16 protein-coding genes and 1 tRNA gene are annotated in these 15,096 nt (G+C 34.2%); 7 read left to right on the forward strand and 10 right to left on the reverse strand.

Annotated features, from left to right (window positions below; genetic code table 11):
• Nucleotide 1: 1 nt before the first annotated feature.
• Nucleotides 2–910 (forward strand): 1,4-dihydroxy-2-naphthoate octaprenyltransferase, encoded by a 909-nt coding sequence (gene menA / locus GQ45_RS01460; protein WP_047414504.1) that lies wholly within the window; start codon nucleotides 2–4, stop codon nucleotides 908–910.
• 37 nt (nucleotides 911–947) lie between these two features.
• On the forward strand, nucleotides 948–1,712 hold the full coding sequence (locus GQ45_RS01465; protein WP_047414506.1) for a LytTR family DNA-binding domain-containing protein: 765 nt from the start codon (nucleotides 948–950) through the stop codon (nucleotides 1,710–1,712).
• Nucleotides 1,713–2,181: 469 nt separating this feature from the next.
• Here the strand turns inward: GQ45_RS01465 and GQ45_RS01470 are convergent, their stop codons facing one another.
• The 3 genes from GQ45_RS01470 to GQ45_RS01480 form a co-directional block, all read right to left on the reverse strand.
• Nucleotides 2,182–3,210, reverse strand: a complete 1,029-nt coding sequence (locus tag GQ45_RS01470; protein WP_047414507.1) for a UDP-glucose--hexose-1-phosphate uridylyltransferase — start codon at nucleotides 3,208–3,210, stop codon at nucleotides 2,182–2,184.
• An 18-nt stretch (nucleotides 3,211–3,228) separates the two neighbouring features.
• Nucleotides 3,229–4,377 (reverse strand): galactokinase, encoded by a 1,149-nt coding sequence (gene galK / locus GQ45_RS01475; RefSeq protein ID WP_047414509.1) that lies wholly within the window; start codon nucleotides 4,375–4,377, stop codon nucleotides 3,229–3,231.
• 499 nt (nucleotides 4,378–4,876) lie between these two features.
• A tRNA-Met gene (locus GQ45_RS01480) sits at nucleotides 4,877–4,950 on the reverse strand.
• Nucleotides 4,951–5,079: 129 nt separating this feature from the next.
• On the opposite strand from GQ45_RS01480, the gene GQ45_RS01485 reads away from it, so the two are divergent.
• Together GQ45_RS01485 and GQ45_RS01490 are read left to right on the forward strand one after the other, a co-directional pair.
• Nucleotides 5,080–5,463 carry an START-like domain-containing protein gene (locus tag GQ45_RS01485; protein ID WP_047419902.1) on the forward strand — a complete coding sequence of 128 codons (384 nt, stop codon included), beginning with the start codon at nucleotides 5,080–5,082 and terminating at the stop codon, nucleotides 5,461–5,463.
• A gap of 55 nt (nucleotides 5,464–5,518) precedes the next feature.
• On the forward strand, nucleotides 5,519–6,364 hold the full coding sequence (locus GQ45_RS01490) for an aminotransferase class IV (RefSeq protein ID WP_047414510.1): 846 nt from the start codon (nucleotides 5,519–5,521) through the stop codon (nucleotides 6,362–6,364).
• 62 nt (nucleotides 6,365–6,426) lie between these two features.
• Here the strand turns inward: GQ45_RS01490 and GQ45_RS01495 are convergent, their stop codons facing one another.
• The 5 genes from GQ45_RS01495 to GQ45_RS01515 all read right to left on the reverse strand — a co-directional run bounded on the left by GQ45_RS01495 (nucleotide 6,427) and on the right by GQ45_RS01515 (nucleotide 10,931).
• Entirely contained in the window at nucleotides 6,427–6,987 is a 561-nt protein-coding gene (locus GQ45_RS01495) for a YqgE/AlgH family protein (protein ID WP_047414512.1), read from the reverse strand.
• A 110-nt stretch (nucleotides 6,988–7,097) separates the two neighbouring features.
• Nucleotides 7,098–7,370 (reverse strand): HU family DNA-binding protein, encoded by a 273-nt coding sequence (locus GQ45_RS01500; RefSeq protein WP_047414514.1) that lies wholly within the window; start codon nucleotides 7,368–7,370, stop codon nucleotides 7,098–7,100.
• A gap of 172 nt (nucleotides 7,371–7,542) precedes the next feature.
• Nucleotides 7,543–8,490, reverse strand: coding sequence for a methionyl-tRNA formyltransferase (gene fmt, locus GQ45_RS01505; protein WP_047414516.1), 948 nt, complete (start codon nucleotides 8,488–8,490; stop codon nucleotides 7,543–7,545).
• Nucleotides 8,487–10,388 carry an ATP-dependent DNA helicase RecQ gene (locus GQ45_RS01510; protein ID WP_047414518.1) on the reverse strand — a complete coding sequence of 634 codons (1,902 nt, stop codon included), beginning with the start codon at nucleotides 10,386–10,388 and terminating at the stop codon, nucleotides 8,487–8,489. The genes fmt and GQ45_RS01510 overlap by 4 nt, the downstream gene beginning before the upstream one ends.
• 6 nt (nucleotides 10,389–10,394) lie before the next feature.
• A complete protein-coding gene (locus GQ45_RS01515) occupies nucleotides 10,395–10,931 on the reverse strand; it encodes an AAA family ATPase (RefSeq protein ID WP_047414520.1) in 537 nt (178 codons plus the stop codon).
• A gap of 233 nt (nucleotides 10,932–11,164) precedes the next feature.
• On the opposite strand from GQ45_RS01515, the gene GQ45_RS01520 reads away from it, so the two are divergent.
• From GQ45_RS01520 to murA, 3 genes are all read left to right on the forward strand, one after another.
• Nucleotides 11,165–11,452, forward strand: coding sequence for a DUF493 family protein (locus tag GQ45_RS01520; protein WP_047414522.1), 288 nt, complete (start codon nucleotides 11,165–11,167; stop codon nucleotides 11,450–11,452).
• 97 nt (nucleotides 11,453–11,549) lie between these two features.
• Nucleotides 11,550–12,230 (forward strand): DUF4290 domain-containing protein, encoded by a 681-nt coding sequence (locus GQ45_RS01525; RefSeq protein ID WP_047414523.1) that lies wholly within the window; start codon nucleotides 11,550–11,552, stop codon nucleotides 12,228–12,230.
• A gap of 16 nt (nucleotides 12,231–12,246) precedes the next feature.
• Complete coding sequence (murA, locus tag GQ45_RS01530) at nucleotides 12,247–13,554, forward strand: UDP-N-acetylglucosamine 1-carboxyvinyltransferase (RefSeq protein WP_047414525.1); 1,308 nt, start codon at nucleotides 12,247–12,249, stop codon at nucleotides 13,552–13,554.
• Between the two features lie 58 nt (nucleotides 13,555–13,612).
• Here murA and GQ45_RS01535 read toward each other — a convergent pair whose 3' ends face one another.
• Together GQ45_RS01535 and GQ45_RS01540 are read right to left on the reverse strand one after the other, a co-directional pair.
• A complete protein-coding gene (locus tag GQ45_RS01535) occupies nucleotides 13,613–14,461 on the reverse strand; it encodes a peptidylprolyl isomerase (RefSeq protein WP_047414527.1) in 849 nt (282 codons plus the stop codon).
• Nucleotides 14,462–14,471: 10 nt separating this feature from the next.
• Entirely contained in the window at nucleotides 14,472–15,038 is a 567-nt protein-coding gene (locus GQ45_RS01540) for a PAS domain-containing protein (RefSeq protein WP_047414528.1), read from the reverse strand.
• Nucleotides 15,039–15,096 lie beyond the last annotated feature (58 nt).

The following is a 15,096-nucleotide window of genomic DNA, read 5'->3' on the forward strand; positions in this document are numbered from 1 at the left end:
TTTGACAAAATTTAAAGCTTGGCTTAACGCAGCTCGACTTCGTACTTTACCATTATCTGTTTCTGGAATTATTGTAGGTGCGGCGCTTGCCCATTTAGAAGGTTATTCGAATGTGTTGATATTTTCTCTAGCTATTTGTACAACTATTGGTTTTCAAGTAACTTCTAATTTTGCCAATGATTATGGTGATGGTGTAAAAGGTACTGATAACGATGATCGCATAGGTCCCAAAAGAGCCTTACAAAGTGGTATTCTAACAGCCAAAGAGCTCAAGACAGGAATTATGGTGTCGGTACTAGTCAATGTAGTGGTATCGATTTGTTTGCTCTTAGTAGCTTTTGGACCAGACCAGATTTTTCTGATATTGTTTTTTTTACTTTTGGCGATCGCTAGTATTTGGGCGGCCATAAAATATACTGTCGGTAATTCAGCCTATGGGTATCGAGGTTTAGGAGATATCTTTGTTTTTTTATTTTTTGGGCTATTAGCTGTTTTGGGTTCGATGTACTTATTTACGAATTACCTAAGCTTTCAAGCTATTTTGCCTGCGATAACTATAGGTCTTTTGAGTACCGCTGTTTTAAATTTAAATAATCTGAGGGATGCTATTTCTGATCAAAAAGCAGGAAAGAATACTATTGTTGTAAAAATAGGATTTGAAAAAGGAAAAATATACCATTTCAGCCTCTTAATTATCGCTTTTTTATCCTTGTTATTTTTTACTTTTTTAAACTATAAATCTTGGGTCAATGTGGTGCATTTACTAGTTTTTATACTTATTTTTACTCACGGCAATAAAATTAGAAAAACGGTACATCCAAAAGACATAGATCCGGAATTAAAAAAACTAGCTTTAAGCACCTTTTTACTGGCCCTTATGTTTTACTTAAGTTTTAATTATTTTTTGTAGCTTTGAATTAACACAACCTTAATAAACTATACCAAATTTGGAACAGCCCATAAAAATACTCATAGTAGAAGATAACGTAATCATCGCAGATGACATGCAGTCTATGTTAGAGGAAATCGGCTATGAAATTGTAGACAATGTTATTGTTTACGAACAAGCAGAAGAAGTTCTTAAAACAAAGCAGGTAGACTTAGTTTTAATTGATATTATTTTAGCCTCGGATAAGACAGGAATAGATTTAGGCAAACATATTAGGGATAAATACAACATCCCATTTATTTTTGTAACATCAAACTCAGATAGGGCTACGGTAGAAAGTGCCAAGACTGTAAAACCTAACGGATATTTGGTAAAACCTTTTGAGCAACAAGATTTATATACCTCCATAGAAATTGCCTTATCTAGCTTTAATTATAATGAAAAACAGGGGAGTAGTGCTAAATCTGAGGCATCAGAAAATGAAGAGGATAGTTTAGTTTCAAATTCTGTTTTAAAAGATTCTATTTTTGTCAAAAAGCAGCATTTATATTATCGAATTCAGTTTAGTGACATACAGTTTATAAAAGCGGATAATGTTTATTTAGAAGTAAATACAGCTGATAAAAAGTTTTTGGTTCGATCTCCATTAAAGGATTACTTAGAAAAACTCCCAGCGAAAAAGTTTTACAGAGCACATAAATCATACATTGTGAATGTAGATCATATTGAAGCTATCAATTCAAAAGATATTTTGATCAATAATAATTTAATTCCGATTTCAAAAGAATTTAAGGAATTTATCATTTCTGCGATGAATTCTTAAACAAGATTTTTTAGTTAAAACTAGCGAGCCGATAAAGTTTTTATCGGCTTTTTTTGTTAAAAAAATCGATGAAATACCAAATCAAAAAGTAAACTTAATTTTTACAACATAAAATACCCATTACACAACAAATTAAAAAAGGGTCTTAACTTTCGTTGTATTTTTGAAATGTAAAATAATAGACCCCAAATCTTATCATTTTCATTTTCTTATAGTGTTTAGTTTTAAAAAAAGACCGTCCAAATTTATTTCGACGGTCTTTTTAATTTTACACTGTTTTCTGAGCCCATTCTAATTAGGGGCTAAATGTAAAAACCAATGTGTTCATTCGTTTTTGAAGGAAATCACATAGCTAACAACTGTAACGATAGTAGTTGCAGTAAAAAAGTACTGATTAATGCTATGCAAACTAGGTCTTAGAGCTTTGTGAACGATTTTTATAAATCAGAGGTTAGGTTATGTTTACTTACTATTTAGCTTTTGATAATACCCTTAAGCTATTTGCGGCTACTTCAGCAGTGATATCTCTTTGAGGGGAACCAAACATTTCATAACCCACCATGAATTTTTTTATACTAGCACTTCTTAATAGCGGAGGGTAAAAACTCATATGCCAATGCCAATGACTATTTTCTTTATTATTTGTGGGTGCTTGGTGTATTCCACTAGAATACGGGAATGAGGTATTAAACAATGTGTCGTATGCTTTTGTAATAACTGAAATCGCCTCAGCAAAAAGGTACGATTCTTTGTTTTTTAATTGGGTAATATCCGATTGGTGTTTTTTAGGAACAATCATTGTTTCAAAAGGCCAAACGGCCCAAAATGGGACCAGCACTACAAAAGCTTCATTTTCAAAAATTATGCGCTCTTTCTTTTCTAGCTCTTGCGAAAGATATTCACCCAGTAAACTGCTTTTATGCTTGCTATAATAGTTGAACTGCTGTTTATCCTTTTTATCAACTTCATTAGGTAATGTCAATTGACTCCAAATTTGCCCATGAGGATGTGGGTTGCTGCAACCCATTACCGCACCTTTGTTTTCAAAAATCTGAACATAATTTATGGATTCTTCAGCACCTAATTTCTTATATTCACGCTGCCAGGCTAAAACTACTTTTTCAATTTCTTCTGTATGCATATCCGCTAGACTTTTTGAGTGATCTGGGCTAAAACAAATCACCTTACAAATGCCTGTTTCACTTTGTGCGGTTAATAATCCATCTTGGATTCGAAAAGGTTTTGAATCTTTTTGTAGGGCAGCGAAATCATTGGTAAATATAAAAACATCCTCATACTCTGGATTCTGTTCTCCATGTATTCTTTTATTACCAGCACAGAGGTAACAAGAAGGGTCATGGATAGGTCTCTCTTCCTTAGTTACTTCTTCGTTTTGCCCTTGCCATGGTCTTTTGGCTCTGTGGGGTGAAACTAAAACCCATTCATTAGTGAGTATATTTAAACGTTTATGAGAATAATCTTGTAGATCTGATTTCATGCTTATTGTGAAATTTAATTAATTGGTCACGTGAGTTCCATTAGAGAGTGTTACCGCATATATGGAACAAGGTGTATGGAATTTGTGCTGATATAGTTTGGCAATTTTTGTTTTAAAAACTTTACTAGCCGATCTTTCGATGAGGTTAATGGTGCAACCCCCAAAGCCGCCGCCCATCATCCGTGCACCCAATATATGAGGGTTTAGTTTTGCTTGATCTACTAAAAAATCTAATTCATCACAACTAACTTTGTATTGATGTTTTAAGCCCTCATGTGAGGCATAGATCAAGGCTCCAAGAGTACCTAATTCTCCTGCAGCTATAGCTTTTGAAGCAAGCAGAACACGATTGTTCTCTTGAATTACAAACAATGCTTTTTGATAATCCTCAAGACTAATTTTATGCTTTATAGTCTTTAAATCAGATGTTGTAGCATCACGCAAAGCTTTGATATGTAATAGGTTAGCAACATTTTCACAAACCAATCGCCTATCATTAAAAGCACTATCCGATAAACTATGTTTTACGTTGGTATTGATTAGTAGTAGTTCGTAGTTTTTAAAATCAATTTTAAAAGCTTTGGCTTCTAAGCTTCTACAATCTAAAAGAAGTGCATTATTTTCAATGCCGAACATGCTCGCGTATTGATCCATGATACCGCATTTTACACCTACATAATTATGCTCTGCACGCTGAGAGATCAGTATCATTTCTTGTTTGGTAAAGGCTAAATTAAAAACTTCATTTAAACCAAAAACAAGGCTATTCTCTAAGGCTGCCGAAGACGACATTCCTGCTCCACTTGGGATATTTCCACCAAATGTGAAGTTGAAATTTCCAAGCTTTTTATTTTTTTTTAGTATTTCAGCCACTACGCCAATGATATAGTTTTGCCAACTGCCATTGGCTAAAGTTTTTAAGTCATGTATAGAAAACTCAAAGACTTCGTCTTTGTCCATAGCATAGGCGGTGGAGGCCTTAGCACTGCTTTTTTGTATGCCTGCCACAATACCTTTATCCACAGCGGCAGGAAATACAAAACCGTCGTTATAATCGGTGTGCTCTCCGATAATATTGATTCTTCCGGGAGAAAAAATAAGTACGGGTTCACTTTTAAATTTAGCAATGAATCCCTCTTTTATGGTATTAATGAAACTAGACTTCATTTTGGTGTATTTAAAAAGCGGTTATTTTAAGAAATAACGCCTAGGTCTTTAGAAAGTAGAAGTGATTCTTCATTTATTTTTTTTATCAATCGCAATAAGTTTTTGTCATCAGGAATACCATAAATAGTTCTTTTATAAAGTATTCTGTTCTTTAAAGATGCAATAATTTCATTCGCTATACCTTAAGATAAGGACAAGGCTTGAACAAAAAAGTGAACTAGCGCTATTCTTCAGCCATCAAATGTACTCTTAATCCTAAAATAAATAGCTTGGGTAGTTTCATTTTTTGGATGCATCTTATGGCAGCTCTAGAAATAGAGAATCCTCTGTTTGTGGTGGTTCTTTGGAAGACATAAAGGTTAAGTGGAAATGGGGGCGTATGAGAGATTAACCTAACCTGAATAGTTTCTTTTTAAGCTGAAAAAGGGTATAATTTTTCTGGGTGGTCCCTAAATAAAAAAAGACAGCTACAAATTCATGTAACTGTCTGATTATCAAGTAGCGAGAACGAGAGTTGAACTCGTGACCTCCGGGTTATGAATCCGACGCTCTAACCAACTGAGCTACCTCGCCTTTTTAACGGCTGCAAATATATAGCTATTTATCTTAGCTATCAAAATAAGAAGCATAAAAATATTATATCAATTTTAATTTTTTAATCCTTTATAAATATATATATTGCCCATTGAAAAAGGATACCTAATGAGTGAAAAAGTAAAATTTGAAATTGAGTTTGTGATACAGTCATCACCTCAATTGTTATATAACTATTTATCCACACCTTCAGGACTTTCGGAGTGGTTTGCAGACAATGTAAACTCCCGTGGTGAAAAGTTTTATTTTATCTGGGACGAATCAGAAGAGGAAGCTAAATTACTGAAACGAAAGAATGAAGAATTTGTTAAGTTTAGGTGGGAAGAGCAAGAGGATGATAGTTACTTCGAAATGCGTATTATCGTAGATGAAATTACCTCTGATGTTTCTTTATTTATCACCGATTTTGCTGAAGAAGATGAAGTAGAAGAAGCTAAAATGCTTTGGTCGAATCAAGTAGGTACTTTAAAGCAAGTTTTAGGCTCATCCTAAGGCTATTTTAGGATAAAACAATATCTTTGACCTTGAATTTATTCAAGGTTTTTTTATGCTTAATTTTAACGGAAACATACTTTCTAAAGACACAAATTTTCTAAGCTCAGAAAATAGAGGACTTAAATATGGGGATTCTCTTTTTGAGACCATCAGAGTCGTCGGCCAAAAAATTTATTTCTGGGAAGATCATTATTTAAGGCTTATGGCTTCTATGCGAATTTTGCGCATGCAAATACCTATGAATTTTACCATGGAATATCTAGAATCTCAAATTCTAGAAACTATTGCAGCGAACGCGCTTGAAAATTCAGCAGTTAGAGTTCGGTTCACCGTTTTTAGAAATGAAGGTGGCCACTACTGTCCCGAAACGAATGAAATTTCATTTATGATTGAGGTCAAATCTCTAGAGACAAATTTTTATACCCTAAACAACGAGCACTATGAAGTGGAGCTTTTTAAAGATTTTTATGTGAATGCAGATATGCTTTCAACCCTAAAAACCAACAATAAAATTATAAATGTAGTAGGAAGCATCTTCGCAAAAGAAAATAAATATCAAAATTGTTTGCTGTTAAATCAACATAAAATGGTGGTTGAAGCGCTCAACGGTAATATTTTTATGGTGGTAGGGAAAACGATTAAAACACCACCGAAAAGTGATGGTTGCTTAAATGGGATTATGCGTAAAAAATTAATTGAAATTAGTAAAAAATTAGAAGGATATACCCTCGAAGAATCTTCTATTTCTCCTTTTGAACTGCAAAAGGCAGACGAGCTTTTTATAAGCAATGCCATAGTAGGGATTCAACCTATCTCTAAATATAGAAAAAAGAATTTTACATCTACCGTCGCTAGCAATTTGATAGGAAAATTAAACACTGTGGCCAGATTAGGATAAAACTAGGTTACCAAGAGGAAACAGCTAAACGGATTAGGCCTGTATATTTTATAATTTTTTAGCTAATTTAAACTTGGGTTTTCTGGCGTGTTTGACCATAACAAATAGTTACCACCCAATTCCATCATTTTTTCTTTCCAAAAGGCGCCAGGAGCTTTTTGAATAATATCACTTTCGTATTTGTTCGGAACAATCACCCAAGATTTTGATAATACTTCCTTATCTAACTGTAAAGAATCCCAACCGGTGTAGCCTAAAAAGAAACGAATGTCATCTTGAGAAATAGTATTAGAATTAATAAGATCCACAATTTTATCGAAATCGCCACCCCAATAAATACCATTCGCTATTTCAATACTATTATCAATTAACTCAGGAACTTTATGGATAAAATATAAGTTATCTTGTTCTACGGGGCCGCCATTGTATACCTCAAAAGGCACTACAATTTCTTTCACTAAATCATTTATCGTGTAGGCTAAGGGTTTGTTTAAGATAAAACCTACAGAACCCTCTTTATTGTGTTCGGCCAGCAAAACAACAGACCTACTAAATGACGTGTCGCCGGCAAGTGAAGGTTCAGCAATTAAAAGTTTTCCTTTTTGAGGTTGAAAAGATATCATAAGACTAAAGCTTAGTGCTTCTAAAATACTCTATTTTTATTAAACTTTACAAAAAGGATAAAAAAAAAGCACTTCGAATGAAGTGCTTTACTAATTTTACTAAAGTATTTTTAGTTTACTGCTTTGGCTAATTCAGCACCAGCTTTAAACTTCACAACGTTTTTAGCAGCAATTTTGATAGTTTTTCCTGTCTGAGGATTTCTACCATCTCTTGCTTCTCTTCTAGATACAGACCAAGATCCGAAACCTACTAAAGAAACTCTATTACCTTTCTTTAGAGAACCTTCAACATTCCCTAAAAATGACTCTAATGCTTTCTTAGCAGCTGCTTTCGTGATGCCAGCGTGTTCTGCCATTGCATCAATTAATTCTGTTTTGTTCATAATTTGTAAAATTTATTAGTGTTAAAATTTTTATACTTAAACAAAATTATAAGGATTTGTCGTTAACGCAAGTAAAACAAGGGGAAATTGCTTTTTTTGTTGATAACTCAGGGGCTTTGTTGATAAAGTAGGGCTTTTTTTACACTTCGTCGAGACCAATCATAGCAAGGGATTAGCCAACTTTTGCATTTTCACCTAAACTGAAACCATTTAATACATCTTGGGTTCGCATTTTTCGTTTGCCTGGTAACTGAATTTCTAAGAGTTCTATAAACCCGTCCTGAACAGCTACTTTGATTGATTTCTTGTCAAATATGACCGTTTTAACCTTATGGTCATGTATTTCTTTGTGTACAGCTACCTTATATATTTTTAAAAATAAGGCCTGATCATTCGTGTATAAAGTAGTCCAAGAAGCGGGGTACGGACTTAATCCTCTTATGTGATTGTATATTTCACCAATAGGTTTATCCCAGTTTATTTCACAAGTTTCTTTATGAATTTTGTAGGCTACTTTTTCTATAGGCGTATTGGGCTGTTTTTTTGTAGTCACTTTTCCAGCTTCAATTTGTTGAACAGTTTGTAGCACTAAATCGGCTCCTAAATTCATGAGCGTGTCGTGCAGCGTACCAGCAGTGTCATCTTCCTTAATGGGAATTTTTGACTGTGCTATTATTTCACCGGTATCTATTTTGTCATCAATAAAAAAAGTAGTGGCTCCCGTATATTTTTCGCCCTTCATAATGGCCCAGTTGATAGGTGCTGCGCCACGATAATCAGGCAATAACGAAGCATGTAAATTAAATGTTCCGAACGCTGGTATTTTCCAAACAACTTTGGGCAACATTCTAAAGGCAACAATAATTTGCAAATTGGCTTGTAGGCTTTTAAGTTCCTCTAAAAACGACTCGCTTTTTAAATTAGGAGGCTGTAGTATTTTTAAATTTTTTGTTAAAGCATATTTTTTTACGGCCGATTCTTGTAACTTTTGTCCACGACCAGCGGGTCTATCGGGAGCTGTAACCACACCTACAATGTTATACTTATGTTGTATGAGCTTATCTAAAATTCCCACAGCGAAATCTGGCGTTCCCATAAATACGATTCTTAAGCTATTCATTTTGATGGTATTTTATATTGGTTTGTTGCATTTAATATAATTAATTCTTCTTCCAGTAAGTTTTGTAATGCTTTTAAAATAACTTCTTCCTTATACAAGACCACTTTCAATAAGGCCCTAGAGGTCATCGGAGTTATTTTAAGTTGGGCTAGAATAACTTCCTTTGCGAGTTCAATTATGCTCTGCGCTATAGGAACAGCTTTTATGCAAATATCACAGGTGCCACAGGGCTCTTTTTTTTCTCCGAAATAGCCTAATAAATAAACACTTCTGCACACTGAATCATTTTTCACATAACCGAGCATGGTATCAATATTTCTAGTTTTTTGTGCGGTAAGTAGGGCTACTTTTTTTGCAAATAAATGAATGGTGCTGTCATCTTCCCGAGGTACGAGAAATATAAGTTCAATGTCGTTATGTTGTGCTTTGTACAGGATTATTTTGTCTTTTTCTAATTGCACTAATGTGCTCACAATGATGCTTTCGGGGAGATTTACTTTTTTAGCAATGGACCAGGTATTGATCTTAGTGTCATATTCGAAAATTCCGCCATAAGTGCGTAAAATTGTTTGAATGATCAAGGCACTTTTACTGTAGGTTTCTATATAATCGAAAACTTGATTCTTCGTGGCAATAAACTGAATACTGGTTTTTTTGGAAAAAGATTCTGACAGTGCTAAAACCGAATTCTGATCTAACATTCGAAGTCCGTTATAGGTTAAAAACGGATTTAAGGTATAGGTATCACAAAAGGCATTAAAATTTAAGGAATACACTTCAGGGCTAAGTTCCCCAAAGGATATCTGAAAGTAATTATTGAGTTTATTATAGAGTTTTTTTAAAAACGGAATGCTCGGTAATCCACTTAAAAACTGACCTTTAACTTGATTTTCATCGGCATTATTTGTAATTAAAATGGCTTTTGCTGGAGTTCCATCTCTACCTGCACGACCGGCTTCTTGGAAATAGTTTTCGATACTATCCGGAATTTGGTAGTGAATTACGGTGCCTACATCGGGCTTATCAATGCCCATTCCAAACGCATTAGTAGCCACCATTACTTGTGATTTATTCGTTAACCAATCTTCTAAGCGTTTGTCTTTTTCTTTTTTGGTTAATCCACCATGGTAATATGCGGAACTTATATTTTGATGAATTAAAAAATTAGTCAGCTCAATGGTAAGTTTTCTAGTTCTCACATAGACAATACTACTTTGTTTTGTTTTTAAAAGTAGTTCTTTTAATTGGTAGGGTTTATCTTCATTGAATTGAACAGAAAAAGCAATATTATCGCGAGAAAATGATGTTTTTTCTAACACATAGTCTTTAAAGTTTAAATTCTCAATGATGTCCTTGGCGACCTGTGGGGTTGCCGTTGCAGTGAGCGCAATCATAGGCGCATTAGGCACCAAATCTTTTAAAATAGCACAGTTGAGATAGGCAGGTCTAAAATCATTTCCCCACTGTGATATACAATGAGCTTCATCAATAGCGATCAGGTTTACATTCATTTGTTGAATACGATCTTTAACGATATCTTGCTGCAGACGTTCAGGGGATATGTATAGAAATTTATAGTTGCCGTATAGACAATTATCTAATAAATCAACAAGGTCATCTTGTGAAATACCGCCAGTTAAGGCTATGGCTTTAATTCCTTTTGCCTTTAAAGTATCTACTTGATTTTTGATCAATGCAATTAAAGGAGACACCACGATACAAATGCCATTTTGCACTAAGGCAGGTATTTGAAAACAAATTGATTTTCCACCTCCTGTTGGCAACAATGCAAGCACATCTTTTTGTGCTAAAACGGCATTGATAATTTGTTCTTGAGATGCTTTAAAATCATCGAAACCCCAATATTGTTTTAAGATGTTTTTCGGGTCTTTTTGCACAAGGGACTACATTAAAGAATTCAAAATAAAATCTACTCTTTTGGCTATAGGTAATTTAGGAACTTCAATAACATCATATCCAAAATTGCTGTATGTTTTTTGCAGACAATCATGAATCTTTACAGCTTCCTCAAAATTTTCATAACGTTCATTGTCAGCAGTATGTATTTCTTTCCAAGGTGGTAGTAAAAATATTTTATCGTAGGTATATTGACGGCATACGCTCGTAAACTCCTCTGGATATTCGGTATTAAAACAATCTAAATAGGCGATTACATCATGAATTCCGCGATCTAGAAAAACGATGGAATCTAAATGCGCTTTGGCCTCTTTAAACTGTGTCACCCTACCTTCTAAAATACGTCGGCTAAAAAGTAGTGGATCCGTTAAAAAAAGTTGTTCAACACCCTCTTTTCTAGCTTGTAAGGTTATTTCTCTAGAAATTTCATGAAAACATGTAAATCCTTTTTCTTCAATAGCTTTAATAACAGATGTTTTTCCGGTGCTTGGTCCGCCGGTAATGACAATTTTTTCAGAACTCAAAAGTTATTTTTTAAGCCACAAAAGTAAGGAATAATGAAGAATTAAAAATAACTAATTTAAAGAATTAAGGCTTAGGCCTTAGCCATTAGGTCTAAAGTAAAAAAATGAACTTGCGAAGGAGTACAGCCTTCTTGAGTGTTTTTTAATCGCAGTATGTGCTCTACGCAATAACTTTTACACTTTCAAGTTTCCACTTTTGTTGGTTTTAAAACTATCTTTGCAAAAAAAATCATATGGATGTAAGTAATCAGAATGAATTTTACGATAAGCTTAAAGAGCGATTACTAAAAACAAGTACATGGCCCACGATTTATTTGTATAAATTTATAGTGCCTACAGAAGGGACTGGAGTAAAAGAAATTGAATCGGTTTTTGATGATATGAATGCAGTATTCATTAGAAAGTTGTCTAAAAACGGAAAATACACGAGTGTTTCCATTAGTTTACTTATGGAAAATCCAGATGCTATTATTGAAAAATACAAAATAGCGACAAAGGTAACAGGCGTTATTTCTTTATAATCGATATAAACTTAGTATATATAACAGATTTTTGTTAATTTGCATGCTTTAAGAGCTTACTTTCCTCTTTATATTAATTAAGAAATACACTTTAAATTTGAGTTTAGCCAACAACGAAGTATTCAATCTAGAATACAATACCGAGCGATCACATCTTATTATACCTGAATATGGTCGCCACTTTCAAAAAATGGTCGACTATGCCATAAGCATTGATGATGACGAAAAGCGCAATGAAATAGCCCAGGCTATTATTAGCGTTATGGGTAATTTACAACCGCATTTTAGAGATGTGCCTGATTTTCAACATAAATTGTGGGATCAGTTATTTATCATGTCTGATTTTAAATTAAAAGTAGACTCTCCTTACCCAATAACAAGTAAAGAGATGTTACAAGAACGACCTGCACCTCTAAGTTATCCTCAGAATTTTCCGAAATATCGTTTTTACGGGAACAACATTAAGTTAATGATTGATGTGGCTATCTCTTGGGATAAGGGGGATAAGCGTGATGGCTTAGAATATGCCATTGCGAATCACATGAAAAAATGTTATTTAAATTGGAATAAAGATACGGTAGAAGATAAGATCATTTTTAAACACTTACATGAATTAAGTGGTGGTGAAATAGACTTAGCCGCTGAGGGTGAAAACCTTACGGATAGTGGGCAGTTTTTAAAAAATAAACCGGCAAAACAAAATTCAAATCGCTCGAATAATAAAAAGAGCAGAACAACAAACTCGAATACTAATAATCGCAGTAAAAAGCGATACTAAAAATATTCAAAATTAAATGGGAACATTTAAAATTGAAGGTGGTCACCAACTACATGGTGAAATCACCCCACAAGGAGCAAAAAATGAAGCTTTACAGATTTTATGTGCTGTTTTATTAACTGCAGAACCTGTAATCATTAGCAATATTCCTGATATTGTAGATGTTAATAAATTAATTTCTCTTCTAGAAGACTTAGGCGTTAAAATTCAGAAAAAAGGACAAGGAACCTATAGTTTTGTTGCTGACGATGTAAATCTAGACTATTTACAATCTGAGCAATTTAAGCAAGATGGCAGAGGCCTTCGAGGGTCTATTATGCTTGTTGGTCCTTTATTAGCGCGATTTGGTAAAGGGTACATTCCTAAACCAGGTGGTGATAAAATAGGGCGCCGAAGGCTAGATACCCATTTTGAAGGTTTTATAAATTTAGGAGCAAAATTTAGATATAACAAAGAAGAATCTTTTTACGGTGTTGAAGCAAAAAAACTTAAAGGCACCTACATGCTTTTAGATGAAGCTTCAGTTACTGGGACAGCAAATATTGTCATGGCGGCTGTATTGGCAGAAGGTACTACCACTATTTATAATGCGGCCTGTGAACCTTATTTACAACAACTTTGTAAGATGTTGAATAGAATGGGTGCTAAAATCACAGGAATTGGATCTAATTTATTAGTCATTGAAGGGGTTACTACACTTGTAGGAACCGAACACCGTATGTTGCCTGATATGATCGAGATTGGTAGCTGGATTGGATTAGCGGCAATGACCCGAAGCGAATTGACGATTAAAAACGTAAGTTGGGATGATTTAGGGCAAATACCTACCGTTTTCCGTAAATTAGGAATAACAATTGAACGAAAGGACGATGATATTTATATTCCTGCACATACTAATGGGTACGAAATTCAAAACTATATAGACGGTTCTATTTTAACCATTGCAGATGCTCCTTGGCCCGGATTAACGCCCGATTTATTGAGTATTATTTTGGTCGTTGCCACACAAGCGAGAGGTGAAGTGTTAATTCATCAAAAAATGTTTGAAAGTCGTTTGTTCTTTGTGGATAAATTACTCGATATGGGCGCTAAAGTAATTTTATGCGATCCACATAGAGCAACAGTAATAGGGCACGATTTTAAATCTACCCTAAAAGCAACAACCATGGTTTCTCCAGATATTAGAGCAGGAGTTTCTTTATTAATTGCAGCGCTTTCTGCGAAGGGAACATCTACGATTCACAATATTGAACAAATAGATCGTGGATACGAAAATATCGATGAGCGTTTACGTGCAATTGGCGCAAAGATTACCAGACTGTAAATAAAATTAGTTATATAGATTGAGCCACAGCATTTGATTTCCAAAAGTTGTGGTTTTTTTATGGGAATTCATTCAAAACCCTAACACTTAAAATTCGGATGTCTTTAAGTGGTCTGTCTAAATCGTTCGTAGCCGTTGACGCAATACTGTCCAGAACTTCGAGTCCTTTTGTGGTTTCTCCGAAAACCGTATAATTTTGGTCTAAATGCGGAGTTCCACCTATGGTTTTGTAAACTTCGCGTTGCGCTTCAGGAATTCTATACAATGCGTAGGTTTCACTTTTTTTATGAAAAGACAAAATGCTATCCGTATAATTTAAGATTTTTTCTGGGTTACCTTCAGTTCTTGCTATTTGTAAAGAATCTAGTAGATAGGAAGAAGTAGGGCTGTTAGCAATTGTATTTTCTGCTAACCATTGGTTTATTCTGCCTTCTGCTATCCTTAATAAGCTGTCATTAAATACTTTTCCTTGTACGATATAAAACTGCATGCCACTTGATGCTCTATCGGGTCTGCTTTCACGTGCGGCTGCCAATACTCCTTTTTTATGAAATAGCTTAGGATGAAATTCTGCTGGAATGGTATAATCGACATCCCCTGAACCTAGGGTATCTTTTGGGTTAAAATTTTTACTATTGGGATCGCCAGCCTGAATCATAAAATTTTTAATTACCCGATGAAACAATACGCTATCATAGGCTTTTTCGGCTATCAATTTTAAGAAATTGTCACGGTGTAATGGAGTTTCATTGTATAATTTTAATTCAATAGCTCCATAATTTGTAAGAATTTCAATAGTAGGCGCTGGTTTTTCAACTGGATTCTTTTTGTTTTCTTTTTTAGGACTACATGCGAATAGAACACTAAAAAAAACAAGGACTACCGAAGTAAAAAGCCGTAATTTCATAGGTGTGGGTTTAGGCAACTTCTTTTTCAATGGCCAAATAATAAGTAGCATCCTTACTAAATATGGGTATTATTTTTATTTGGCACTTATAAGGAGTTTTATCTTTACGATAATTAATGATGATGTCGGTAAAAGGAATGTCTTTAGCAATTTTTCTTCTGATACGGTCTTTGACTTGTTCAGAGGTATTTTCTCCCTGCAAAAAGGAAGGCGTTTTGTCGATGGCAAATGTTTTTGGATAGCCAGTCATATGTGTAAAACCGTCATTAACCCACATAATTTTTTTCTGTTGGTCGGTAATTACTAAGGCATCAAAGCTTTCTTCTTTTAAAATCGTGTTTAAATCAACCTTCCATTGAAATTTATGGGCTAGTTTTTCTAACTCTTGAATATCGTTGTCTTTTTTTAATAGCCCACTCATGTTGGTATAAAACGTACTGTACAAATCCCAACTTAATAAGGGCATTAATTGGCTACCAGCATTTTCAATAGTTAAATGTACTTTTTTATTCTTTTGTTCGGTAAAGGAAGATAAGTAAATATCAAGACCCATCATCTTTGTTAAATTATTTTTCATTCGCTTTTTTTTTGTCAAAGATAGGAATTTTATAGTAGCCAATGATATTCGCTTTATT

The organism is Cellulophaga sp. Hel_I_12 (genome assembly GCF_000799565.1).
Classification (GTDB): Bacteria; Bacteroidota; Bacteroidia; order Flavobacteriales; family Flavobacteriaceae; genus Cellulophaga.

Coding starts and splice junctions, on each gene's coding strand:
- GQ45_RS01470 (WP_047414507.1), bottom strand. CDS start 3,210: ATGAAATCAGATCTACAAGATTATTCTCATAAACGTTTAAATATACTC.
- galK (WP_047414509.1), bottom strand. CDS start 4,377: ATGAAGTCTAGTTTCATTAATACCATAAAAGAGGGATTCATTGCTAAA.
- GQ45_RS01485 (WP_047419902.1), top strand. CDS start 5,080: ATGAGTGAAAAAGTAAAATTTGAAATTGAGTTTGTGATACAGTCATCA.
- GQ45_RS01490 (WP_047414510.1), top strand. CDS start 5,519: ATGCTTAATTTTAACGGAAACATACTTTCTAAAGACACAAATTTTCTA.
- GQ45_RS01495 (WP_047414512.1), bottom strand. CDS start 6,987: ATGATATCTTTTCAACCTCAAAAAGGAAAACTTTTAATTGCTGAACCT.
- GQ45_RS01500 (WP_047414514.1), bottom strand. CDS start 7,370: ATGAACAAAACAGAATTAATTGATGCAATGGCAGAACACGCTGGCATC.
- fmt (WP_047414516.1), bottom strand. CDS start 8,490: ATGAATAGCTTAAGAATCGTATTTATGGGAACGCCAGATTTCGCTGTG.
- GQ45_RS01520 (WP_047414522.1), top strand. CDS start 11,165: ATGGATGTAAGTAATCAGAATGAATTTTACGATAAGCTTAAAGAGCGA.
- murA (WP_047414525.1), top strand. CDS start 12,247: ATGGGAACATTTAAAATTGAAGGTGGTCACCAACTACATGGTGAAATC.
- GQ45_RS01535 (WP_047414527.1), bottom strand. CDS start 14,461: ATGAAATTACGGCTTTTTACTTCGGTAGTCCTTGTTTTTTTTAGTGTT.
- GQ45_RS01540 (WP_047414528.1), bottom strand. CDS start 15,038: ATGAAAAATAATTTAACAAAGATGATGGGTCTTGATATTTACTTATCT.